This window comes from Pontibacter brevis, from assembly GCF_054779655.1.
Genome location: NZ_BAAGXV010000009.1, coordinates 1 through 25,359, shown reverse-complemented (window position 1 = coordinate 25,359; position 25,359 = coordinate 1). Strand labels below are relative to the sequence as shown.

Sequence of the window (25,359 nt, the reverse complement as noted above, 5' to 3'; positions counted from 1 at the left end):
AAGCTTAACCTCCCTTCAAACAAGATTCTTAACAGAATGACAATTTATTATTATGCTTCCAGTTCCTTTTGATTTTTCCTACAAGATAAGTTCACGCTTCTTATTCACCCAAAGCAAATAGTAAAGAATTAACAAAACCTGCGCTGCAGATACAAGCATCAGGTTAATATAGTATCATGATTGGTTAGTATGCAGAAGGTGTTTCTGCTGTTTTAATTCTTTCTTGCAATAGCCTTAACCTAAAATGCAGAAAGCTCATGGCCGCCTTTTCTCATCTTCGCAGCATCCACTCATGCACCGCCGCTACACCGGCACGCTTCCAGGTACGCAGCCTCTGGCTGCTGGCTGCCTTCCTGATATGCTGTCCTCTGTCCCTTCTGGGGCAGGGCACACGGGAGGATTACCAAAGGGCCGAAGCGCAGAAGCAAGCCATGGATGGCAAGATTTACCATGCTCCCCGAAGTTTCCACTGGCTGGAAGGGGAGGAGAAGGTTTGGTATGTGAAGCAGACCCCCAGGGGGAAAGAATTTATGCTGGCGGATGCTAAGAAAGGCACTAAAAAGCCTGCCTTCGACCAGGAGCGGCTGGCCAAAGCTCTCTCGGCAGCCATAGGCGAGCAGGTAGACCCTTACAAGCTTCCTTTCTCAACAATTGATCTCTCTGACAAAGGCAAAGCCGTTGAGTTTGAGGCTGACAATACAAAATGGCGCTACGCATTAAGCTCCAACAAACTCGAGAATAAAGGCCCTGCAAAAGAGCGGGAAAACAGGTACTGGGGTGCAGGTCGGGATGAGCTGAGCAACAAGCCCGTTACTTCACCCGACAGCCAATGGGTTGCCTTTATCAAAAATCACAACGTCTATGTTAAATCTGCTGATAAAAAGAAGCAGGAAGAATACCAACTGAGCTACGACGGCTCTCCCGGCGAGTACTACTCCTCCTTTATCTCCTGGTCCCCGGATTCTAAAAAACTGGCCACAAACAAAGTAAGGCAGGGCAAAGAGCACCTGCTCTACCTGCTCGAGTCTTCCCCCCAGGACCAGTTGCAGCCAAAGCTGCACACGCGCCACTACCTGAAACCGGGTGATGCCCTGCCCCAGAAGTCTCCGCAGCTTTTTCTGCTCGACACAAAGCAGCAGGTAAGTGTGGACCCAACACCCTTCGGCCCGGGAGAGCAGTATAGCCTGTCGAATCCGGACTGGCGCAAAAGCGGGCGCGCCTTTACCGTAGAGTACAACCAGCGGGGCCACCAGGCTTATAAAGTGCTGGAAGTGGACGCGCAGACCGGAAAAGTAAAGGAATTGATAAAGGAAGAAAACAAGACCTTCATCGACTACAGCGGCAAAAAATACCGGCGTGATGTGTCAGATGGGAAAGAAGTCATCTGGGCCTCAGAGCGCGATGGCTGGAACCACCTTTACCTCTACAACGGCGAAACAGGCAAAGTAAAGAACCAGATAACAAAGGGTGAATGGGTAGTGCGTCAGGTGGTGCACGTAGATGAGGCAAAGCGGAACATTGTGTTTGCCGGCAGCGGCCGGGAGCAGGGGCAGGACCCTTACCTGGTGCAGTACTACAAGGTAAATTTCGACGGCAGCGGTCTTACGCCGCTCACCAAAGAAGATGCCCACCACACCGGCACCTTCTCTCCAGAACACAAATATTTTGTGGATGCTTACTCCAGAGTAGACCAGCCGCAGGTGACTGTTATCAGAAACACGTTAGATGGCCGGGTAGTGATGGAGCTGGAGAAAACAGAAGCGGCGGATCTGTACCAGGCAGGTTGGAAGGCGCCGGAGGTGTTCACTTCCAAAGCAAGAGACGGGAAAACAGACATCTGGGGTATTATCATCAGGCCTTCCAACTTTGATGCTACGAAGAAGTACCCCGTCATTGAATATATCTACGCCGGGCCGCACAGCGCCTTTGTGCCGAAGACCTTTGGTAGTTCACGCCACCTGCACGAGCTAGCAGAGCTTGGCTTTGTGGTAGTGCAGCTGGATGGCATGGGCACCTCGAACCGATCAAAGGCGTTCCAGGATGTAAGCTGGCAGAACCTCAAAGATGCGGGCTTCCCGGACAGGATTGCCTGGATTAAGGCCGCAGCAAAGCAATACCCTTACATGGACATTGACCGGGTGGGCATCTTCGGGACATCCGCCGGAGGGCAAAGTTCGGCGGGCGCGCTCCTGTTCCACCCCGACTTCTACAAAGTAGCTGTTTCTTCCTCAGGCTGCCACGACAACCGCATGGACAAGATATGGTGGAATGAGCAGTGGATGGGCAAACTCGGTCCCCACTACGCAGCTTCCTCTAACGTGGAGAACGCGCACAGGCTGCAGGGCAAACTCATGCTCATCCTCGGAGAACTGGACGACAACGTAGACCCGGCTTCAACTCTGCAACTAGTTAACGCGCTGATAAAGGCTAATAAGAACTTCGACTTCCTGATGATACCTGGAGCAGGCCACACATCTGGCGGAGACTACGGTGAACGAAAGCGGCGGGACTTTTTTGTGAAACACCTCCTCGGGATAGAGCCGCCGGAGTGGGAGCAGAAGACTGAAGATTCTTCTGCCAAGTTATAAATTCTGAGAGGACATTAGAGTTTACTGGCAATTAAAAAAAGAGGGCGAATCAGGCTTTATTACGAAGGAAATATCTGGAAGAAAAGGCTATCTACAAGGAGCAGGTTGGTCTTCATCAGCCTGAAGTGTATGTAAGGTGCGTCATAACCTGTTCTATGCCTGGAGAGTGTATTAAAAAATATTTACTTATCTTATGGTGAACGCTTAATAGAATTCACCAACCTTTCAAGATAGGTTTGCATGGGTAGTATAGTGTCATGAAAGGTTAGATACTGAAAGTGAACTGGGGTGGCAAGGGCTAGCTTTGCTTCTGAGACGAGACAAACAGATACATTAATAAAAAACATTGAGACGTATGAGAGTAAAATGGGAGGGGGTTTTCCCTGCGGTGACCACTAAGTTCACAGAAGACGACAGGCTTGACATCGAGGCATTCTTGGCAAACATTGAATCGCAGCTCTCTGCCGGGGTGAGGGGCATCATCCTGGGGGGTACCCTGGGAGAGGCCAGCACCTTGAGCGAGGAGGAGAAGGCCGTACTGGTGCGGGAGACGGTTGCCTTTGTAGAAGGCCGGGTGCCGGTCATCCTTAACATCGCCGAGCAGACCACCGCCGGGGCTGTTGAAGCGGCTGCCGCTGCAAAAGAGAACGGGGCCAGCGGTCTGATGCTGCTTCCCCCCATGCGCTACAAGGCGGATGAGCGGGAGACGGTGGCCTACTTCAAGGCCGTGGCCGCCTCTACTGACTTGCCCATTATGATTTACAACAACCCCATCGACTACCGCATCCTGGTCACGTTGGACATGTTCGCTGAGATGGTGGAGTGTGAGAACATACAGGCTGTAAAGGAGTCGACGCGGGAGGTAGGCAACATCACGCGCATGCGCAACCGCTTCGGCGAGAGGTTCAGCATTCTCTCAGGCGTGGACACGCTGGCCCTGGAAAGCCTTGTATTAGGCGCTGACGGTTGGGTAGCGGGCTTGGTCTGCGCCTTCCCTAGAGAGACTGTGGCGATTTATGAGCTGGTGAAGGCGGACAGGCTGAAGGAGGCGGTGAAGCTGAACCGCTGGTTCTTCCCGCTGCTGGAGCTGGACGTGCACCCTAAGCTGGTGCAGAACATCAAGCTGGCCGAGGTGCACACGGGGCTGGGAACAGAGCAGGTACGGCTGCCGCGGATGCCGCTGGAGGGGGAGGAGCGCGAGCAGGTGCTCAAAATCATTCAACAGGCACTCGATACAAGGCCTGACCTCGATGAGCTACAACTGGAGCAGCAGGTGCCTTCAAAAAGTGAAGTTGCTGCGGAATAAAAGGCTGAACAGGATTAAAAGGTCTTCCTTTGTTCGTACTTTAGAAATCTACATATGCTTTGCAGGTTAAACCTGCAAAGCATATTCATATCATCTTAAAAAGTAGCATATGCCATTTGAACAGATTTTAAATCAATCAGAAGAAGCATTTAAGATTTATAAGAAGACAGCAGCCAGTACAAAGGCAGCGTTTTTAAGGGAAGTAGCTGCCGAAATAGAGGCGCTTGGTGATGAGCTGGTACAAACTGCAAGTGCGGAATCTAACCTGCCGGCAGGGCGCATTACGGGTGAGCGGGGCAGAACAATGAACCAGCTGCGGCTTTTTGCTGATCTGCTGGAAGAAGGAACCTGGCTCGAAGCAACCATTGATACGGCTTTGCCAGATCGCAGCCCCATACCAAGAGCTGACTTGCGCAGGATGTTAGTGCCACTCGGACCAGTAGTTGTGTTTGGGGCCAGTAATTTTCCGCTGGCATTCTCTACCGCAGGTGGCGATACAGCATCTGCGCTGGCTGCCGGTTGTACGGTGGTTTATAAAGAGCATCCGGGGCACCCGAAAACATCACAGCTGGTGTACAGCGCTATTCAGAAAGCTTTAAAATCATGTGATTTGCCGGAGGCTGTTTTCCAGCATGTCAGCGGAGGTATAGAGGCTGGCCAGCAGTTGGTAAAAGACCCGAAAACAAAAGCGGTTGCTTTCACAGGGTCCTACAGAGGAGGTAAAGCCATCTTCGACCTGGCATGCCAGCGGGAGCAGCCTATACCGGTATACGCCGAAATGGGAAGTATAAACCCTGTTCTGGTACTGCCGGAAAAAGCCGAGGCAGAAAGCCAGCAGCTGGCCGAGCAGGCGGCGCAATCTGTGCTGCTGGGGGTGGGGCAGTTCTGCACGAATCCCGGCCTTATCTTTTACCCGGAAACTGGCAGTACCACAATGTTCCTGGAGCGGCTTGCTGAAAAACTGGAGGAAGCTGCCGGGGATAAAATGCTACACGAGGGCATTTGTGAGAACTATTACAAAGGGCTCAATAAACTTTTAGCCAGCGGAGGCATTGAAAAACTGGTGACACCAGACGAGGATGTACTTACAGGCAAAGCGGCCCTGGCCAAAACAACTGTAAAAGAGTGGCTGCAGAATCCGGAAATGCAGGAGGAGGTTTTCGGGCCTTTTACACTGGTGGTGACCTACAATGGTCTGGAAGAACTGGAGCAGGCAGCAGAGCAGTTGCAGGGGCAGCTTACGTGCACCATCTGGGGAAGTGACGCTGAGTTAAAGCAGGCGGAGGCGTTGACGGATATTATCCGTGAGAAGTGCGGGCGCTTACTTTTTGCTGGCGTTCCGACTGGCGTAGAAGTATCGCATGCCATGACGCATGGCGGACCTTTCCCAGCTACCACCGATAGCCGCAGTACCTCTGTCGGTACTTATGCCATCAAACGTTTCGCACGACCTGTTACGTTTCAATCAGCACCGCAGGAACTGTTGCCTGAAGAGCTGAAAGATGAGAATTCTTTGTCTATCTGGCGCACGGTTAACGGAGAGTTAACCAGGGACAGCTTATAACCCTTTATATGGCAAGAAAGACTTTCTTTTGCATCGACGCCCATACCTGTGGCAACCCGGTGCGCTTAGTGGCTGGTGGTGGCCCCATTCTGAAGGGGGACAATATGAGCGAGAAGCGGCAACACTTCCTGCGCGAGTACGACTGGATCAGGAAAGGACTGATGTTCGAGCCGCGCGGCCACGACATGATGTCCGGCAGCATTCTCTACCCACCCCACGATCCGGCAAATGATGTTGGGGTGCTTTATATTGAAACAAGTGGCTGCCTGCCCATGTGCGGCCATGGCACCATTGGCACCGTAACGATTGCACTGGAAGAAGGATTGATAACGCCTAAAATACCTGGGCAACTGCGCCTGGAAACTCCTGCAGGTTTGGTAAAGGTGAGTTATATCCAGGAGGGCAGCAAAGTAAAGTCGGTAAAACTGGTCAATGTTGCCTCTTACTTAGAAGCCGAGGGGCTGACCATCGAATGCCCGGATTTAGGCGAGTTGACGCTGGATGTAGCCTACGGCGGAAACTTCTATGCCATTATCGACCCGCAGGAAAATTTCCCCGGGCTGCAGGAATTTACGGCAGACAAGCTGATTTCCTGGAGCCGCGTGATACGGCAGCGCATGAATGAAAAGTATACGTTCGTGCATCCCGAGAACGAAACCATTAGAGGCCTTTCCCACATTCTCTGGACCGGCGACACGCTGCAGCCTGGTTCTACCGCGCGTAATGCTGTCTTCTACGGCGACAAGGCGATAGACCGCTCTCCCTGCGGTACAGGCACCTCGGCGCGCATGGCCCAGTGGTACACCAAAGGCCTGCTGAAGCCGGGGCAGGAGTTTATACATGAAAGCTATATCGGCTCCATCTTTAAAGGTACGATTGAGGGAGAAACAAGTGTGGGAGGCAAGCCAGCCATACTGCCGGGTATCGAGGGCTGGGCAATGATAACCGGCCTCAACACCATCTACCTCGATGAGGAAGACCCTTATGTACACGGATTTCAAGTGATATAAAATGAGCAGCGTTGTGATAGTTGGTGGAGGCATTATCGGCCTCTTTACCGCTTACTATTTATCGGAAGAAGGCTTTGAGGTAACCATACTGGATAAAGGCGATTTGTCTAACAGTTGCTCTATCGGGAATGCGGGCATGATCGTGCCAAGCCACATTGTGCCGCTGGCCTCCCCCGGTATCATCACCAAAGGGCTGAAGTGGATGTTTTCTTCTACAAGTCCCTTTTACATTCACCCGAAACTGGACATGCGCCTGGCGCACTGGTGCCTACTTTTTTATAAGTCGGCCACCAAAAAGCATGTAGAGTACAGCATCCCGTACCTCAAAAACCTGAGTTTGCTCAGTAAAGGCTTGTATATGGAACTGGGAGAGCGGCATGCTGCTGTTGACCTGGGCCTGGAGGAAAAAGGACTTTTGATGCTTTACAAAACGGAAGAAGCAGCGCATGAGGAAGAGGAGTTCGCTAAGCTTGCCCGGCAGCATGGGCTGGAGACAGAAGTGCTGTCGCCGGAGGATGTGCGGAAGCTGGAGCCACACGCGGGCACAGATGTGTTGGGGGGCGTGTTCTTCCCGGGCGATGCCCATCTAAACCCTGCCAAGCTAAACACCTTTTTAGTACATCACCTGAAAAGCAAAGGCGTGAAGTTTGTGACGAATGCCGAGGTGTTTGATTTCTCCTTTTCAGGCAGAGCAGTGAAAGCGGTTGTGACAGACAAAGGCGACTACGCCGGAGATTATGTGATCATAGCGGCTGGTTCCTGGTCCGGGGAAGTGGCCCGGAAGCTGAAAATAGGAATGCCGATGCTGGGAGGCAAAGGGTATAGCTTCCTGGTAGACAATACACCTGCTATTCAGCGACCGGCCATTCTTACGGAGGCGCGTGTTGCTGTAACTCCGTTTAACGGCAAGGTGCGCTTTGGAGGAACCATGGAAATCACTAACGATTGCGACACCATTAACCTGAACCGTGTCAAAGGAATTCACGATTCCATCTCGAAATATTACGGAGGCTTTGCCTGCGACTTTCCGGAGAAGAAGGAAGTGTGGAGCGGTTTGCGCCCTTGTTCCCCAGATGGCCTGCCCTACATTGGGTTCACGCAGCGCTGGAGCAACGTGCTTTTTGGCACCGGCCACAGCATGATGGGCATCAGCTTGGCCCCGGCTACAGGCAAACTGCTGGCAGAAGAACTGATGAACAGAAAGTCCTCTGTCCTAACAGATGCCTTCTCGCCGGACAGGTACAATTAGGTTTTATACAGCCTACAGGAAGAGTTGTGTGCAGAGTGATAACAGAGCATAGACTCAAAGATAGAAACTTATCAATAAGTGAATAATGATGGTTCGCTAGCACAAAGCAAAAAACATTTCCATTTTTTCTGTGAAGCGCCTTGTAGATGTTCCGGTGCTGAGCTTGCTCAGCAGCCAGAGCAGAGCGAGGGCAGGTTCAGCTACACAGCGCTGAACAGGAAAACGCGCCCCCGCGGACGTGGAGCGCTAAGTTATTTCAATGAAAAAGGCCGTTTATGAGTCGCTGGATTAGCAGTTACTACAGAAGCTTAGACAAACCCAATTCATACAATCAAAATATAAAACTAAACCGTGTATGAAGCTTCCTGATATAAATTTCCTGAAACTCTCTCTTCTGCTGGTATGCTGTTGCCCTGCCCTTACTACGACCAGCCTGGCCCAGGATAACACTTCCCTGTATGTACAGACAAGCGATGTGCACCACCTGATGGTGCAGTTGCGGGCAGATGAAGGCAGCCTCAACCGGTTTTACTTCATGCGGAATACCCCTGAGTACACGACCCGTTTCCAGCAGCTTTACAACGAATACCTGAAACGACTCAGCAACCTGGACTATGAGGGCATGAACGCAGGCAGCCGGGTAGATTACCTGCTTACAAAACGGGATTTGGAGAATAAGCTGCGCCTGCTGAACGTGGCGGCTGATGAATACCGGCAGATAAGCAAATGGGTACCTTTTGCAGAAAAGATATATGCCATTGAAAAGCCGCGCCGACGGGGATTAAACGTGAAGGGGCAACAGATAGCCGCTGAGTTGAACAGTATCGAGAAAGACTTAATTGCCGCAAAAGCAGCGTTAGAAAGAGAAGCATCGCTGAACCGGAACCTGGCCTTCCGCCTGCAGGGAACCGTGAAAGACCTGCAGGAAGGGCTAAAAAGCGTCTACACGTTTTATAACCAGTACGAACCGAGCTTTACCTGGTGGGTGCCGGAGCCTTACAAACGGGTAGATACTTTATTGACTGCCTATGCTTCCCTGGCAGAGGCGAAAGGCCGGGTGCCCGGCAAAAACCAGAAAGTGGATCAGAGCGGTATCGTGGGCAGTCCCATCGGGAGAGAAGAACTTATCAGACAGTTGGAGTATGAGATGATTCCGTATACCCCGGAGGAACTGATAGAAATAGCCAACAAGGAATTTGCCTGGTGCGACAGTGAAATGCTGAAGGCGTCGCGTGAACTCGGTTTTGGCGATGACTGGCACCAGGCGCTGGAGAAAGTGAAGAACACCTATGTGCCGGAAGGCCAGCAGCCAGAGGCCATGCTGGATTTGTATAATCAGTCTATTGCATTTCTGAAGCAGAAAGATCTCATCACCATACCGCCCATTGCCGAAGAAACCTGGCGCATGCAGATGATGAGCCCGGAGCGGCAGCTGATAAACCCCTTCTTCCTGGGAGGAGAGACCTTTATCATTTCCTACCCCACCCACACCATGGCGCATGAAGACAAGCTGATGAGCATGCGGGGCAACAACCCTCACTTTTCCCGGGCCACGGTGCACCACGAGCTCATTGCCGGGCATCATTTGCAAGGCTTCATGAACAACCGCTACAAAGAGTACCGCAATTTCAGAACGCCCTTCTGGACAGAAGGCTGGGCGCTGTACTGGGAGATGCTGCTCTGGGACCAGGGCTTTCCGCGCTCGGCTGAAGACCGCATTGGTATGCTCTTCTGGCGCATGCACCGCTGTGCCCGCATTATCTTCTCGCTCAATTACCACCTCGGCAAATGGACTCCGCAGGAAAGCATCGACTTCTTAGTGGAGCGGGTAGGGCATGAGCACGCCAACGCGGAAGGAGAAGTGCGCCGTTCGTTTGAGGGCCGCTACAGCCCTTTGTACCAGGTAGCCTATATGATGGGTGGCCTTCAGTTTTATGCGCTTCAGAAAGAATTGGTAGGCACAGGCAAAATGACCAACAAACAATTTCATGATGCCGTCCTGCACCAAAACAGCCTGCCTGTAGAAATGGTGAGAGCCGTACTGACAGACCAGTTGCTTCCAAAGAATTACGAGACCAGCTGGATGTTTTACAATAATGTGGCATCAACAGAAAAGAGCCGCAAAGCAACCTCCGCTAAAGGTAGAAAAACACTGAATTAAAGAAACCTTATGAAGCCTGTAAAAGCTATCAATCCTGTATTTCTGTTGCTGCTCCTGCTGCAGCTTTCGCTTTTTTCCTTTTCAGGAGCGGCGCAAAGCAGGGGAGGAATTGTTTGGTTAAAAGCAGGCAACACATACGCGCAGCAGGAAGAGGGAAGCATCATCAAAACCACCCTGCCCTCGCAGGAAAAGCAGGTCATGCTGGCAAAGGAAAAGCTTGTGCCGGCAGGCAGAACAGAGCCATTGAAAATCCGGAGCTTTTCTTTTTCAGAGGATGAGCAGAAAGTGCTGCTGTATACAAACACCGTGAAAGTATGGCGCCTGGATACAAGGGGCGATTATTGGGTATATGATCTACAGAGGCAAACGCTGGAGCAGTTGGGGAAAGGTCTTCCTGTTTCTTCCCTTATGTTTGCTAAGTTCTCTCCTGATGGCACACAGGTGGCCTACGTAAGCGGAAACAATATCTATGTAGAGAACCTGGAGAGCAAAGAAGTACAGCAGCTCACCAAAGACGGCACAAGAAAGCGCATCAACGGTACTTTTGATTGGGCCTATGAAGAGGAGTTCTACGCCCGCGACGGCTTCCGCTGGAGCCCAGACAGCAGGAAGATTGCCTTCTGGCAGATAGATGCCACCGATGTGAAAGATTACCTGATGATCAACCACACCGATTCCATCTACCCAATGGTGATACCGGTGGAGTATCCTGTAGCTGGGGAAGCGCCTTCTCCTTATAAAATTGGCGTGGTAGACGTAGCATCCGCAAATATAAACTGGATGAATGTACCGGGTGATCCGCAGCAGCATTACGTTCCGCGCATGGAGTGGGCGGCAAACTCAAACGAACTGATACTACAGCAACTGAACCGCAAGCAAAACGAGAGCAAGCTATACTTGAGTAACATCTCCAACGGGCAGGTAAAGCAGGTGTATGCAGAGAAAGATGCCGCCTGGATTGACATCATGCCTACCTGGGACAGCGACTATCGGTTTGGTGGCTGGAACTGGCTGAACGGAGGCAAAGAGTTTTTGTGGGCAAGTGAAAAAGACGGCTGGCGACACTTGTACCGCGTCAGCCGCGACGGCAAAAAAGAGACGCTTATTACCAAAGGCAAGTACGATGTGATGGATATTGCTGCCGTAGATGAGGCATCCGGCTACGTATACTTTATGGCTTCGCCAGACAATGCAACACAGCAGTACCTGTACCGGGTGCGGCTGAATGGTAAAGGAAACGCAGAGCGGCTGTCGCCTAAAACGCAGGCTGGTACCCACGACTACGAACTCTCACCCAACACAAAGTTTGCCTACCACCGGTTCTCCAACTATTATACAAAGCCAGCCTCTGAGTGGGTGTCGCTGCCGGAGCACAAGGCCTTGGATGACAACAGTGCTGTTGAACAGGCGGTAGCGCAGGCCGACAAGTCAAAGTCACCTTTAGAGTTTTTCAAAGTGAAAACCAGTGAAGGGGTGGAGATGGATGCCTGGATGGTGAAGCCTGCTTCCTTTGACCCGAATAAGAAGTACCCTATTGTGTTTCAGATATATACTGAGCCGGCAGGACAGACTGTACTGGATCGCTACGGGATAGGCAACAACCGCCTGTACAAGGGCAGCATGGCGGAGGATGGCTATATCTATGCCTCCGTCGACAACAGGGGTACTCCTGCTCCGAAAGGAAGAGCATGGCGTAAGAGCATTTACCGGAAAGTAGGCAAGCTTAATATACATGACCAGGCCATGGCCGCGCAGGAAATCCTGAAACTGCCTTACGTAGACACCAGTCGGGTGGCAGTGTGGGGGTGGAGCGGTGGCGGTTCTGCGACGCTCAATCTGTTGTTCCAACATCAGGGATTATACAAAACAGGCATATCCGTAGCGGCAGTGGCAAACCAGCTCACTTACGACAATATTTATCAAGAGCGCTACATGGGGCTGCCGCAGGAGAACCAGGAGGACTTTGTGCAGGGCTCGCCCCTCACGCATGCCAAAAACCTGCAGGGGAATCTGCTCTACATCCATGGCACCGGCGACGACAACGTGCACTACAACAATGCAGAGCAGCTCATCAACGAGCTGATAAAGCACAACAAGCAGTTCCAGGTGATGCCGTACCCGAACCGCACCCATGGCATTTCAGAAGGGGAAGGGACGAATGAGCACCTTTCTACCTTATTTACAAACTACCTGAAACAGCATTGCCCTCCCGGCGGCAGGTTGATTGATCGGAATTAGGAAGCGCATCTTAAGGCAGACTAGCAGATTGAAAGGAACCAAAATAAAAACAAACCATGTTCTCCCCATTCCTGTAGTAGCCCTGCTGCTGTCCTGTTCCAACTCCAATCCACAGGCAACCACTATCTCACAGCCCACAGCTGCCGCGGAGCCAACTGGGAGTGAGCCTGTGTCAAGGGAGCGCTGGTGCCGGATTATGAGCAGGTCATGATGACCGCACCGCGGGGTTCGCTGCACCTGGACCCGCTTTACAGGAAGTGTTGACATACCCATCACCTCTTCTGAAAAAGTACCCAGCACTGCGCTGCTCATGGCACGCGGTATCATTCGGGTATGCTGAAGAGAATCTGGAGTATGTGGGAGTGGAGGCGCAGCCAAACACAACCGGGATCAGTGACGGTGGCACAATGGCCTGGCAACCTGTGAGCTGCGAAGGTTCGGCTTGTTTTGTTTGGTGTTTTATTCTTAATTACTATATTGTTAGCTTATTTATAGACTTATGCAAATCACAAACATTTTCGCATTCATCGGAGGCCTGGGAGGCACAGAGGTGCTGCTTATTCTTTTTGTTGTCCTGCTATTATTTGGTGCTAAGCGTATTCCTGAGCTGGCCAGAGGCATGGGCCGTGGTATCCGCGAGTTTAAAGACGCCACCAACGAGATACAGCGTGACCTGGAAAAGCCAGTGAGAGAAATAGAAAAAGAGGTTAAACAGTAAGCCTCTTGCTCTACAAGATACCTGGCCAGTAACAGTATATACTGGGCTCCTGCTCGGTAATGCACCTTCCACCGTATTTGCAGGCACAGCCGCTCATTCAACCATGCCCCTCAGGAAGAATGGCAATAAACAAAAGCGGTGCGTAGTTGTGAGTCTGTCACTGGCTTAAAATAAAGAAGGGGGAGAACTTATGGTTCTCCCCCTTCTTTATTTTAAGCCAGTTATAAAGTGTTCCTTCCCCTAAGGTGAGGCCTCTCGTCCTGGAAGGCACAGGTGACATCAGCATTTTAAAAGTGGTGCCCACTGTCGATGGCCTGGAGGTTTTAAGAAATGTGGCATGGGTATGAAGCAATGCGCAGGCAAACACCCGGGCCCGTTGCACCCTTTCTTTGGAAGAAGCCTTAAAACAAGAAGTATATGAGCCGGAAATACATTCCTGCTCCAAGCTTTTGAGCAGGGTTACCTGAACAACTTTGGGAGTACGACAACAAGGAAGGTAAAATATTTTGTACCAGCTAAAGAAACAGGCAACTGCGGCATATAGGGTAGCTGCTTTCTAAAAATCGGCAGCCCTTCACGCCTTTCCTTTTACCCGACACAATAAAAGTTGTAAAGTATTGAACACTATGCCACTAGTTTAAGTATATTACAATCCTTTTACAGAAGTATGTGGTGGCTTTGTGGTAATTTTACAGGCTTCTGGTTAAAAAGTAAAAAGAGGGAAGTGTATTGTTTTGTTAAAATCGCATTTAAAAAGTCTTGTGTTTGATAAGTGTTAAATTTTCGGGTGGATCTGAATGTTTGTTATATAAAGATTTTGTTATAATCTAGAGAAGGAGAGTATAATTGAAATAAACATTTACAAATTGCATCATGTATTACGCACTGGGTTTACCAGAGCGATCCAAAATTCTTTCCACCTGCAAAGGAAAATACAATCATAGCCCCACTTGCTAAGGTTTAGCAAACAATCTATTTGAGTACCTGTTGGAGTAGACTTTCCTCAGGTACACATCAAAGTATATTTCACGTAATAATAAGTTCTGTCCAGGGTTGCTGCCTTTTATGATACAATGCAGCACCAGGATAGAGACTGTAAGATGTTTTTCAGTGCCGGGGCAAGTTTTCGGCACAATATTTATAGCACCTATTCGCATGCGTAGTAAAGAAGAAGAGCGTTTAGCTCATTCAACAAATAACAGAACCTGGAAAAAATGGGGGACCTACCTGTCCGACCGCCAATGGGGTACTGTCCGTGAAGATTATAGCCCGGACGGCACCGCCTGGAATTATATTTCCCATGACATGGCGCAAAGCAATGCCTACCGCTGGGGCGATGAAGGTATTGCGGGCTTCTGCGATTACCAGCAGATCCTCTGCCTTGCACCCGCTTTCTGGAATGGTAAAGACTCCATCCTGAAAGAAAGACTTTTTGGCCTGACCAACGGGCAGGGAAACCACGGTGAGGACGTAAAGGAACTTTATTATCACCTGAAGGCTTCTCCCACACATTCCTATACCAAATTTTTATACAAATACCCCCAGACCGCATTCCCTTACCAGGAACTGGTGGAGCAAAATGTAAGAGGACGGTTGCTGCCGGAGTTTGAGCTGCTGGACACAGATGCGTTCAGGGAAAACCGCTACTTCGACATTTTTATCGAATATGCCAAAGCAGACCCGAACGACATACTGATGAAAGTGACCGTGCACAACCGCGGTCCGGAGGCAGCTACCATCCATGTGCTGCCGCACCTGTGGTTCCGCAACTACTGGAAGCATAATTCGAAGTACTCTAAGCCAAACATGACGGCTCCGACTGCCGATTCTGTGCAAACACACTCTGACCGTAACGGTAAATTTTATTTTTACCACCAGCACGGGGAGCAGCTGTTCTGCGAGAATGAAACAAACAACCAGCGTGTCTATAATGCGGCAAATGAGTACCCTTATGTAAAAGACGGCATCAACAACCATGTGATTCACCGGGCTCCTACGGTTAACCCGGAGAAGCAGGGTACGAAAGTAGCTATCTGGTTGAAAGAGGAAATACCGGCTGGCGGCGAAGCCACGTTCAGGGTGCGCCTGAGCAAAAAGACAATTGCAGATCCGTGGACAAATTTTGATGCTGTGTTTGCCCGCCGCAAGGCAGAGACAGATGAGTTTTACGAGCAGCTGGTTCCGGACACGATGTCCCGGGAGCACAGAACCCTGGCTCGCAATGCCTTTGCCGGTATGCTGTGGACAAAGCAGTTCTATTACCTGGATATGTACAAGTGGCATTTCGGGGAGTCGCATGAACACCCGCCGCACCGCAACCTGAAGCGCAACGTAGACTGGCAGCACCTGACCTGCCGGCACATTATTTCGATGCCGGATAAATGGGAGTATCCCTGGTTCGCCGCCTGGGACCTTGCCTTTCATGCCACCACACTGGTGCACGTAGACCCGGATTTTGCCAAGCACCAGATGCAGCTCATGCTACGGGAGTATTACATGCACCCGAACGGGCAGATACCTGCCTACGAGTGGAATTTTAGCGATGTAAACCCGCCGGTACATGCCTGGGGCGTATGGCAGGTGTATGAAATAGACAAGAAGAAGACAGGTAAGCCAGACTGGGACTTCCTGGAGCGCGCTTTCCAGAAGCTGCTCATGAACTTTACCTGGTGGGTGAACCAGAAAGACGTAAACGGCACCGACTTGTTTGAGGGTGGTTTCCTGGGGCTGGACAACATCGGGGTGTTTGACCGTAGCCATTTGCCATACGGCATTAAGAAGCTGCAGCAGGCCGATGCCACCAGTTGGATGGCGATGTACTCCTTGAACATGCTGCGCATGTCGCTGGAGCTGGCAAAGAAAAATCCTTCCTATGAAGAGTCTGCTGCCAAATTCTTCCGCCACTTCCTCAACATAGGCAAGGCCATGCACCATATTGGTAAAAACGACATCTCTTTGTGGGATGAGCAGGATAAGTTCTACTATGATGCCGTGCAGTATGAAAACGGTACAAGTGAGTTGCTGAGAGTGCGTTCGCTGGTAGGGATTATTCCGCTGCTGGCAGTGGAAGTGATTGACAGCAGCTTCTTTGACCGGATGCTGGAGTTCAAAATCCGTGCGGTTAGTATTACCCGCACCCGGCCTGATCTGGGGCAGCTTATCTCCGACATCGAAGAGAAGGGCAAGGATGGGGATTACCTGTTTTCGGTAATGCGTGGTTACAGGCTGGGCTACCTCCTGAAAAGGCTGCTGGATGAAGACGAGTTCTTGTCTGACTATGGACTTCGCTCGCTGTCGAAATACCACCAGGACCACCCGTTTGAGTTTGGACACAACGGCAGCCATCACAGCATTCATTATGAGCCCGGCGAAAGTTCCAGCCCTATGTTTGGCGGTAACTCCAACTGGCGTGGCCCTATCTGGTTCCCGCTGAACTACCTGATCATTCAGGCGCTCCGGAAATACCACAAATACTTTGGGGATGCCTTTACTGTTGAATTCCCAACCGGTGCCGGAAACAAGCTGAACCTGAACCAGGTGGCGAATGAGCTGACAAAAAGGCTGTTGCGTATCTTCGAAAGAAACGAAGACGGCAAGTACCAGTACCACGCTGACCATGCGCAGTTCGCGGAAGACGAGCATTTCAGAGATCACCATCTCTTCTATGAGTTTTTCCACGGCGACACCGGGCAGGGACTTGGCGCCTCCCACCAAACCGGATGGACTGCCTTGGTGGCCAACCTGTTACTGGAAATGGAAGAGCAGAAAGATGATACAGACCAGCAGACCTCTGTTCATGCCGATGCTGTCAATGCGTATCATTAAAATGCTGGCTGCTGCTTAAGCATACTCTTGAGCAGAAGCAGTTTGTGAAATATTACAGAGCGGGAAAGCCTTAGGTTTTCCCGCTTTTGTTTTTAATGATTTTTTAGGGCAGGAGTGCCTGCGGCAGGCTTTATTCCGGCACAGTTGTCCAAAACAGTGCCAATGGCCGCTCTATCATACTTAGACCAGCGGCTTCCGGGCAAAGCAAGGAGTTTGTTGAACAAAAGACACAGCAAGGGCAGGTTTGTATGAGCCAAATTCTGAAGACAAGATCAAGCAGATGAAAAATAAATGGGTACTGTGGCTGGCTTCAGCAAGCCTGTTCGCCTGCAGCAGGGGGCAGATGCTCTCCCCGTCTGTAAGTGACACCGCACAGATCCCGAAAGGGTATGAACTGGTGTGGCAGGATGAGTTTAATATAGACGGGAAGCCTGATAGTGCCGCCTGGTCCTATGAATATGGCTTTAAGCGGAACAACGAGCTGCAGTGGTACCAGCCGGAGAATGCTAATGTCCGGGACGGGGTACTGGTGATTGACGGGAAGCGGGAAAAGGTGAAAAATGAGTTTTTTGACTCCTCCAGCAAAGACTGGAGAAAGAACAGGGAGTACGCCGAGTATACTTCAGCCAGCATCAACACCAATGGGAAAAAAGCCTTTCAATATGGCATTATAGAAGTCAGAGCCAGGATAGACACCGCCATGGGCATGTGGCCGGCCATCTGGACCCTGGGCACAACCAAAGGATGGCCTGCCAACGGGGAAGTGGATATCATGGAGTATTACCGGGTAGAGGGGCAGCCAACAATTCTGGCAAATGCCGCCTGGGCACATGAGACCAAAAGGGCAGAATGGGATGAGCGTAAAATTCCTTTAGCTCATTTCCTCCAGAAGGACCCTGACTGGCCGGAGAAGTTTCATGTCTGGAAGATGGATTGGACAGAGGATTATATCAGGCTTTACCTGGACGATGAATTACTAAACGAGGTGGACTTAAGCCAGACCCTGAACCCAGACAGCTTCAACCCGTTTCACCAGCCGCATTATGTCCTGCTAAACTTGGCTATTGGCTCAAATGGAGGAGAACCTGCAGCCACAGGCTTTCATGGGAAATATGAGGTGGATTATATCAGGGTTTATCAAAGAAAGTAGTCCGGTTTGATGCCTGGAGTAAGACAGTAGAGCGTCTGAAGCTTTTCCCTGGTAGAGGTGAATATGCAAAAACCACAGTCATTGAACAGCGGGTTCATTTATTTTCACTAGCTTATTGAATATTCGATGCTGTGAGTTAGCCATCACTTTTCTATTGCATATCCGTGTTCAACACCTTAAAAATAGAAGAACTCATGATCTTGTCACCCAAAAACAAGTCCTTATTGCAGCTAAGAGCCGCTTTACTGTTTGTCATTTTACTATGTGCCGTTTCCTGTTCTCCAGGTATTTCCGGGGAAACACAAGAGCAGGAAAGCGAGTGGCAGACGCTATTTAACGGCAAAGACATCGACGATTGGATTGTTAAAATACACCACCATGATGTGGGCGACAACTATGCCCAAACATTTAGAGTGCAAGATGGCGTGTTGCAGGTGAATTATGACGGCTATGACGAGTTTAATAACCGTTATGGCCACCTGTTTTACAAGGAGCCTTTTTCCTCTTACCACCTGACCTGGGAGTATCGGTTTACAGACCAATGGCTGAAGGACGCTCCTGATTATACTTATCGGAACAGCGGCATTATGTTCCACTCCCAAGACCCCAGAACCATCTTAAAGGAGCAGGATTGGCCTGTTTCAGTTGAGTTTCAGTTACTGGCAGCAGCCGGGGACGGTAAACCCCGCCCGACCGGCAACATGTGCTCACCGGGTACAGAGGTATTTTATAAGGGAGAAATGGACCCCAGGCACTGCATCAACTCTTCTTCCGAAACCTATGAGTGGGACCAGTGGGTAAGGGCAGATATGATAGTGTTGGGCGACTCTCTGGTGACACACCTTATCAACGGAGACACAGTGTTACAGTACACACGCCCACAAATCGGGGGAGGCGTAGCGAATAACTATGACCCGAAAATAAAACAGGATGGAAAGCGCCTGACAGAAGGGTATATAGCCCTTCAGAGCGAGGGACAGGGAATAGAGTTCCGGGACATCAGAATAAAAAAGCTGGATTAGAAGGAGCCCTTACTCCAGCGAAGGGGATAATCTATTAAGCAGGGGCTTCTGGGCAAAAGTTATGATCTGTCCCTTACGTCCTGCTCCTTTTTTCAGATACCAGGCACAGGCAACCGGCAGACATACAATCCATTGCACAACCAACAGAGGCCTGCAGCCTGAAAAAAGCCTGTACTCTTCTGCTGCTTTCAGTGAGAAGCTGCTTGTTCTTTTATCTACTTTTCACAGGTAGAGCGCTTTAAGGCAATTATTTTTTGGATCAAGGATATAATCCCCTATATTACATATCTGAAAATTATGATTGATTAATCACTGTTATATATGAACTTTAAAACGTCTCAGTGCGTATAGGAATAATGTTATTGCGCAATCGATTGCGCTCTGTTTGCTTGCTTTGATGGGCAACGGCTATCAATTGACTTCACGGGGGACTTCTTATAAAGTAGCTGCGCAGGCTACTGGCTTATATTACGCTTAAAGAGCTTCAACTAAAGCTTATAAATAAATTCGGATTACTCATTACAAGGTAACTTTATGGAACTTCTAGACAGAATTGATGCATCATCGGCCACTCCAAAGTATCTACAGGTAGTTAATGCAATTATTGCGGACATTGAGGCAGGAGTTTTGAAGCTTGGAGAGCGCGTGCCGTCTATAAACGAAACCAGTGAGATGTATTACCTGTCGCGGGACACAATCGAAAAAGCATACAAGGTGCTGCGCAAAAAAGGAGTTATTAGTTCTGTTAAGGGCAAAGGCTGCTATATCAGCGAAACGTTTAGTCCGGACAAAATGCGCGTGCTGCTGTTATTCAATAAGCTGAGTGCGTACAAAAAATCGGTTTACTATTCCATTCTTAAAACACTGGGTGAAGATGCTGTTGTGGATTTACATATTCACCACTACGATGGCAAAATCTGTGAGAACCTGGTAAAGGAAAGTGCAGGCAAGTATCACTACTACGTTATCATGCCTCATTTCACAACCAATCTGGAGGCTGCCACGCAGGTAATCAAGAATATACCCCAGGAGAAGCTCGTGCTGCTCGACAAAAACATTGAGAATTACAAGGGCAACTGTGCCGCCGTTTACCAGGACTTTGAGCGCGACATTAGAAGTGCGCTGCATTCAGGCAAAGACTTGTTGAGTAAGTATAAGAAATTTGTCCTGGTCTATCCTAAAGATGTTTCGTACCCCATTGAAATCGTAAAAGGGTTCCGCCATTTCTGCAGAGAGGTTTCTATGGAACACACAGTGGTTAATTGCGTGCATGAGGAACCGCTCTCAGCCGGAACTGCTTTTATCGTTTTGGAAGAATCTGACCTGGCTAACCTCATCATGGAAACCCGTGCAAAAGGATTGACGCTTGGGAAGGAAGTGGGCCTCATTTCCTATAACGATACTCCGCTAAAGAATATCCTGGATAACGGAATCACGGTAATATCCACAGACCATGAGCGTATGGGAGAAACAGCTGGCAACCTGATGAAGCACAAACTCAGGGAAAAAGTCCACAATCCGTTCACGCTTATCCGTAGAAGCTCTTTATAATCATCAAAGTAATAGAAGGGTTTTAGTATTTGCCTCTCATAAGTTTAGAACCCAATACATCCTGTTAGTTGGGTGAACCGGATATCATCCGTTCACCCAACTAACAGGCCTCATCCCGGAATTTAGGTTTGAGATAAAATGAGGTAAAATAGGAGAACCTTCTGTTTTATGTCCCTTCGGGCCTATCCTCTTCGGCTCCGGAATACTCCTACACAATACAGCTTATGGCCAGGCTACCATAGTGAACCGCCATGTTGCCAGTCACTTGAAGCCTGAATCAGGACAGTTTGCTTTATTAAGCAGATAGGTTTATCTTGATCAGACGTATCCCAAAGCAGCAGGTATGAAAGAGAACATCATCGTAATGCTCAAAACCTTTTGTGTCGTTGCAGTAGCGGTACTGGCCTTTCAGTTTACGCAACGCAACTCCGATACACTCAAACTTAGCAAGGGAGCACACATTGTCCTGATTGGGAATAACCTGGGCTCCAGGATGATGCACTATGGGCATTTCGAAACAGAAATGCACCTGCGGTACCCGGACAGCCTGCTGGTTATCCGGAATATGAGTGACGGTGGAAATACGCCCGGCTTCAGGCCACACGCAGGCCGGGTGTCTCCCTGGGCGTTTCCGGGTGCTGAGAAATTCCAGACGGAACTGGCCAATTACTCCGATAGCCAGGGCCACTTCGAAACAGAGGATGAATGGCTCACCCGGCTTCAGGCAGACATTATCATCGCCTTCTTCGGGTATAACGAATCTTTTCAGGGAAAGGAAGGACTGGCGAATTACAAAGCGGAACTCGACGCCTTTATCAAACACACCTTAAACCAGAAATACAACGGAAAATCAGTTCCCCAACTGGCCATTGTGTCGCCTATCGCTTTCGAGGATTTATCGAAGCAGTATGATTTGCCGGATGGCAGGCAGGAGAATGCGAACCTCGCGTTGTATGCGGAGGCGATGAAAGACGTGGCCGCCCAAAACAAGGTGCTGTTCATTGATGCCTTTTCGCTTTCCAAAAGGTGGTACGACAGCAGCAAAAAGCCTCTGACCATAGATGGGTTTCAACTGAATCACGAAGGGTATGAGAAGTTCGGAAAGCTGCTTGCCGACAGAACCTTTGGCAAAGTTGCGCCCAAAGCCAAAGCGCACCGGGAGTTGGTTAGGGCTGCTGTGCTGGAGAAAAACTGGATGTGGCACAACGACTTCAAAATACCCAATGGCGTGCACGTGTTCGGGCGCCGCCACAATCCATTCGGGCCAGACAATTACCCTGCAGAAATCGCCAAAATCCGGGAGATGACGGCACTGCGGGATGAGGCCATCTGGCGGGCCGTGAAAGGAGAAAAAATGGACCTGGCTGCTGCAGACCAAAAGACAAGAAAGCTGCCGCCGGTACAAACAAATTATAACCCCGATGAAAAGGGTGCCCCGGAATACCTGTATGGGCAGGAGGCGCTGAATAAATTGAAAGCGGCTCCCGGCTACAAAATCGAACACTTCGCTTCTGAAAAGGAGTTTGCCGACCTGGCCAACCCTGTGCAGCTTTCCTTTGATAACAAAGGCCGCCTGTGGGTGGCTACCATGCCCAGTTACCCGCATTACAAGCCCGGCGATGCGAAACCAAACGATAAGCTCCTCATTCTGGAAGACACCAACGGAGACGGCAAAGCCGATAAACAGACCACGTTTGCAGATGGGCTGCACCTACCCATCGGGTTTGAACTCGCACCGGAAGGCGTGTACGTCTCGCAGGGCACTAACCTCGTGCTGCTCACCGATACGAACGGAGACGACAAAGCCGATAAGAAAGAAATACTGCTGAGCGGGTTTGATGACCACGACACCCATCACGCCCACAGTGCTTACGCCGCCGATCCGTCAGGGGCCATTTACATGGGCGAAGGCGTTTTCCTGCACACCAATGTGGAAACACCTTATGGTCCGGTTCGGGCCACTAATGGCGGCTTTTACCGGTATAATCCGCAGCGGCGGCATTTAGAGAGAACCGCACAGCTTGCGATTCCAAACCCGTGGGGCATTGCCTTTGATGAATGGGGCCAGAACTTCTTCGTTGAAACCTCCAGCCCGGATGTGCGCTGGATGATGCCGGGTTCAGTAAAGCCCCGGTACGGCATTTCCACGCACAAGTCTTTTGACTTGATTGAGGAAAAGCACAGGGTGCGTCCTACCTCCGGCCTGGAGTTTGTATCCAGCCGCCACTTCCCGAATGAGGTGCAGGGAGACATGCTTATCAACAACACGATAGGCTTTTTAGGCATGAAACAGCACGCGATGACAGACGACGGCACCGGCTATAAAACCAGACACCGCCAGGACCTCGTGCAGGGAGACGATAAAAACTTCCGCCCTGTAGACATGGAGTTTGCCCCGGATGGTTCGCTTTACCTCGTCGACTGGCACAACGTGCTCATCGGCCATATGCAGCACAACGCCCGTGACCCACTGCGGGACCACGTGCACGGCCGGATTTACCGCATCACCTATCCCTCACGTCCCCTGGTTCAGCCTGCTAAAGTGGCGGGCGCAAGTATCAACGAGCTGCTGGATAACCTAAAGCTTCCGGAATTCAGGACCCGCTACCGTACCCGCCGGGAATTGCGGGGACGCAACGCATCAGAGGTGCTACCTAAAATGAATGCATGGGTTGCGAAGCTGGATAAGCATGATTCCCGCTACGAACACCACTTGCTCGAAGCACTGTGGGTAAGCTGGGGGCTGAACAAAGTAGACGAAAAGCTGCTTCGGCAGTTACTGCAGGCAAAAGATTATCGTGCCCGCGCTGCTGCGGTGCGTGTGCTGCGGTACACGGGGCACCAAGTAGCCGAACAGCCCGCTTTACTCATGCAGGCTGCCCAGGATGAACATGGGCGGGTGCGGCTGGAAGCAATTGTAGCCGCTTCGTGGCTGGATAAAGAAAAAGGACTTCCTATTCTGGCCGAAGCCGCAAAGAAACCATTGGATGACTGGATGGTGTATGCCCATGAATCAGCGGTCGCGCACCTGAACGGAAAATCACTGGAAGAGAAAAAAGAGGAAGAAGTAGTGACGCACCTGAAAGGCACAGAGCAGGCCCTTTATGTGCAGGGGAAAGCGATTTATGCGCGCGATGGGTTCTGTGTTACCTGCCACCAACCAGATGGCACCGGCCTTCCGCCTTCTGGTTTCCCGCCCATTGCCGGCACCAAATGGGTAACCGGCAGCGAAGAGCGCCTGATTAAGCTGGTGCTGAACGGCCTGCATGGCCCTATTAAAGTGCTGGGGCAAACCTACGGCGGACAGGTGCCCATGACGCCTTTCGGCGGTATGCTGCAGGACGAGGAAGTTGCCGCCGTGCTCACTTATGTGCGAAATTCCTTTGGCAACAAAGCGCCTGCTGTCACCCCGGAGAAGGTGAAAGAAGTACGGGCCGCCACAAAAGATAAAAAAGGCTTCTATGCACCTGAAGAGCTGCTCAAACAGCATCCTATGGAGGCAGAGGTTAATTAATTTGACACCTCTGGTGTGTTCGTTTTACCTGTTTTATTTTCTCTATGAAAAAATTAAAAAGTATAATGTGCTTCTTCATGCTGTGCCTCCTGGTGCAGTGCCTCTTCTACAGTTGTGCCCAAACCACAGGCAGCACAAACCCTGAGAAACCACTGGTGGTGTTTGTGACCGGCGACCATGAATACAGCAGTGAAATTACTATGCCGCTCATTGCTGAAGAACTGGAAAAGAATTACGGTATGCAGACTATTGTGCTGAAGTCATCTCCGGACCATACTTCGGAAGAAAACATACCGGGGCTGGAGGCTTTAAAAGAGGCAGATTTAGCGGTATTCTTTCTGCGGTGGCGCCGCTTGCCGGCAGACCAGGTAAAGCTTATCGAAGATTACCTGAAGACAGGAAAGCCCGTGATAGGCTTCCGAACCTCTACCCACGCTTTTAACTACCCGAAGGGGCATGAGCTGGAAAAGTGGAACGCGTTTGGGGAGCTTGCCCTCAATTCGCCCCCGGGTTGGGGTGGCAAAGCGAATCATACCCACTACGGGCACGAGTCCAGCACCGAGGTGACCGTTATCCCGGAGGCTGCGGATAACCCGATACTTACCGGAGTGGATAAAAGCTTTCATGCCGATTCCTGGCTGTACACGGTCCTGCCTGATTATCCAACAAAAGGTTCTGAGTGGCTACTGATGGGGCATGCCGTTAATCCGGATAAGGAGGCGATTGACCACCCGGTGGCCTGGACAGGGAAAAATTCCTATGGAGGAAAAGTATTTACGACCACCTTAGGCCATCCCGGTGATTTCAGCAGAGAGCCATTCCTGCGCCTGGTTATGAATGCCATCCATTGGGCTGCAGGCAAGCCTGTGCCTGAGAAATGGGCAGGGAAAATAGCCATGGATGTCCCATACAGGGGGATGTAAAAACGGATACAGCAATCACGGTCAGACATAAACTACAGTTGCTTTAGCTTTTAATAAAAGTTCCTGCTGGCGCACCATGTAAGCTTTTCCCCAAAAAGAACTGATTTCGCTGGACCTATCGGGATACGGCGGAAATACTCCACGCCATATGATATAGGGAAGGTGGCTTGAAACTAGAGGCTATCTCAAAAATGGGAATCCCAGCTTGAGTTAATATGTTGGTTTCTCATGGAGTTGACAAACGAGCAATGGGAAAGGGTAAAAGACCTTGTGCCAGATCAGGTAAAGCGGTCCGACGGTAAAGGCAGACCTGCCAGGGAGAAGCGGGAGGTGATGGAGGGGGTATTGTGGGTTTTGCGTACAGGTGCTCCCTGGAAGGATTTGCCGGAGCGCTTTCCGCCCTACCAAACCTGCCACCGCAGGTTTGGTAGGGCGGAAGCAGGGTGTGATGCGCAGGATAGTGGAAGCATTGGCAAAGGACCTGATGGAGAGAGGCGGTGTGGATTTGAGCGAGTGCTTTATTGACGGCTCTTTCTGCAT

15 protein-coding genes are annotated in these 25,359 nt (G+C 50.5%); all 15 read left to right on the top strand.

The window, feature by feature from the left end:
* Positions 1 to 257 precede the first annotated feature (257 nt).
* The 15 genes from ACYVB1_RS02235 to ACYVB1_RS02165 all read left to right on the top strand — a co-directional run bounded on the left by ACYVB1_RS02235 (position 258) and on the right by ACYVB1_RS02165 (position 25,344).
* Entirely contained in the window at positions 258 to 2,588 is a 2,331-nt protein-coding gene (locus tag ACYVB1_RS02235) for a S9 family peptidase (protein ID WP_460920060.1), read from the top strand.
* A gap of 355 nt (positions 2,589 to 2,943) precedes the next feature.
* Positions 2,944 to 3,894 carry a dihydrodipicolinate synthase family protein gene (locus tag ACYVB1_RS02230; RefSeq protein ID WP_460920058.1) on the top strand — a complete coding sequence of 317 codons (951 nt, stop codon included), beginning with the start codon at positions 2,944 to 2,946 and terminating at the stop codon, positions 3,892 to 3,894.
* Between the two features lie 109 nt (positions 3,895 to 4,003).
* Complete coding sequence (locus tag ACYVB1_RS02225) at positions 4,004 to 5,458, top strand: aldehyde dehydrogenase (NADP(+)) (RefSeq protein ID WP_460920056.1); 1,455 nt, start codon at positions 4,004 to 4,006, stop codon at positions 5,456 to 5,458.
* A gap of 8 nt (positions 5,459 to 5,466) precedes the next feature.
* Positions 5,467 to 6,468 (top strand): 4-hydroxyproline epimerase, encoded by a 1,002-nt coding sequence (locus ACYVB1_RS02220; protein WP_460920054.1) that lies wholly within the window; start codon positions 5,467 to 5,469, stop codon positions 6,466 to 6,468.
* A 1-nt stretch (position 6,469) separates the two neighbouring features.
* Entirely contained in the window at positions 6,470 to 7,717 is a 1,248-nt protein-coding gene (locus tag ACYVB1_RS02215) for an NAD(P)/FAD-dependent oxidoreductase (protein WP_460920052.1), read from the top strand.
* A gap of 355 nt (positions 7,718 to 8,072) precedes the next feature.
* Positions 8,073 to 9,878 (top strand): DUF885 family protein, encoded by a 1,806-nt coding sequence (locus ACYVB1_RS02210; protein WP_460920050.1) that lies wholly within the window; start codon positions 8,073 to 8,075, stop codon positions 9,876 to 9,878.
* Positions 9,879 to 9,887: 9 nt separating this feature from the next.
* Positions 9,888 to 12,116 (top strand): S9 family peptidase, encoded by a 2,229-nt coding sequence (locus tag ACYVB1_RS02205; protein WP_460920048.1) that lies wholly within the window; start codon positions 9,888 to 9,890, stop codon positions 12,114 to 12,116.
* A 499-nt stretch (positions 12,117 to 12,615) separates the two neighbouring features.
* On the top strand, positions 12,616 to 12,834 hold the full coding sequence (locus tag ACYVB1_RS02200; protein ID WP_460920046.1) for a Sec-independent protein translocase subunit TatA/TatB: 219 nt from the start codon (positions 12,616 to 12,618) through the stop codon (positions 12,832 to 12,834).
* A 1,155-nt stretch (positions 12,835 to 13,989) separates the two neighbouring features.
* On the top strand, positions 13,990 to 16,659 hold the full coding sequence (locus tag ACYVB1_RS02195) for an MGH1-like glycoside hydrolase domain-containing protein (protein WP_460920044.1): 2,670 nt from the start codon (positions 13,990 to 13,992) through the stop codon (positions 16,657 to 16,659).
* Positions 16,660 to 16,939: 280 nt separating this feature from the next.
* Complete coding sequence (locus tag ACYVB1_RS02190; RefSeq protein ID WP_460920042.1) at positions 16,940 to 17,809, top strand: glycoside hydrolase family 16 protein; 870 nt, start codon at positions 16,940 to 16,942, stop codon at positions 17,807 to 17,809.
* A gap of 194 nt (positions 17,810 to 18,003) precedes the next feature.
* Complete coding sequence (locus ACYVB1_RS02185; protein ID WP_460920040.1) at positions 18,004 to 18,831, top strand: 3-keto-disaccharide hydrolase; 828 nt, start codon at positions 18,004 to 18,006, stop codon at positions 18,829 to 18,831.
* 534 nt (positions 18,832 to 19,365) lie between these two features.
* Positions 19,366 to 20,382 (top strand): GntR family transcriptional regulator, encoded by a 1,017-nt coding sequence (locus ACYVB1_RS02180; protein ID WP_460920038.1) that lies wholly within the window; start codon positions 19,366 to 19,368, stop codon positions 20,380 to 20,382.
* 343 nt (positions 20,383 to 20,725) lie between these two features.
* The gene (locus ACYVB1_RS02175; RefSeq protein ID WP_460920036.1) at positions 20,726 to 23,896 is read left to right on the top strand and encodes a PVC-type heme-binding CxxCH protein; all 3,171 of its coding nucleotides are present in this window, start codon (positions 20,726 to 20,728) and stop codon (positions 23,894 to 23,896) included.
* 44 nt (positions 23,897 to 23,940) lie between these two features.
* The gene (locus tag ACYVB1_RS02170) at positions 23,941 to 24,819 is read left to right on the top strand and encodes a ThuA domain-containing protein (protein WP_460920034.1); all 879 of its coding nucleotides are present in this window, start codon (positions 23,941 to 23,943) and stop codon (positions 24,817 to 24,819) included.
* Positions 24,820 to 25,047: 228 nt separating this feature from the next.
* The gene (locus ACYVB1_RS02165) at positions 25,048 to 25,344 is read left to right on the top strand and encodes a transposase (protein WP_460920032.1); all 297 of its coding nucleotides are present in this window, start codon (positions 25,048 to 25,050) and stop codon (positions 25,342 to 25,344) included.
* The last annotated feature ends 15 nt before the right edge of the window (positions 25,345 to 25,359 follow it).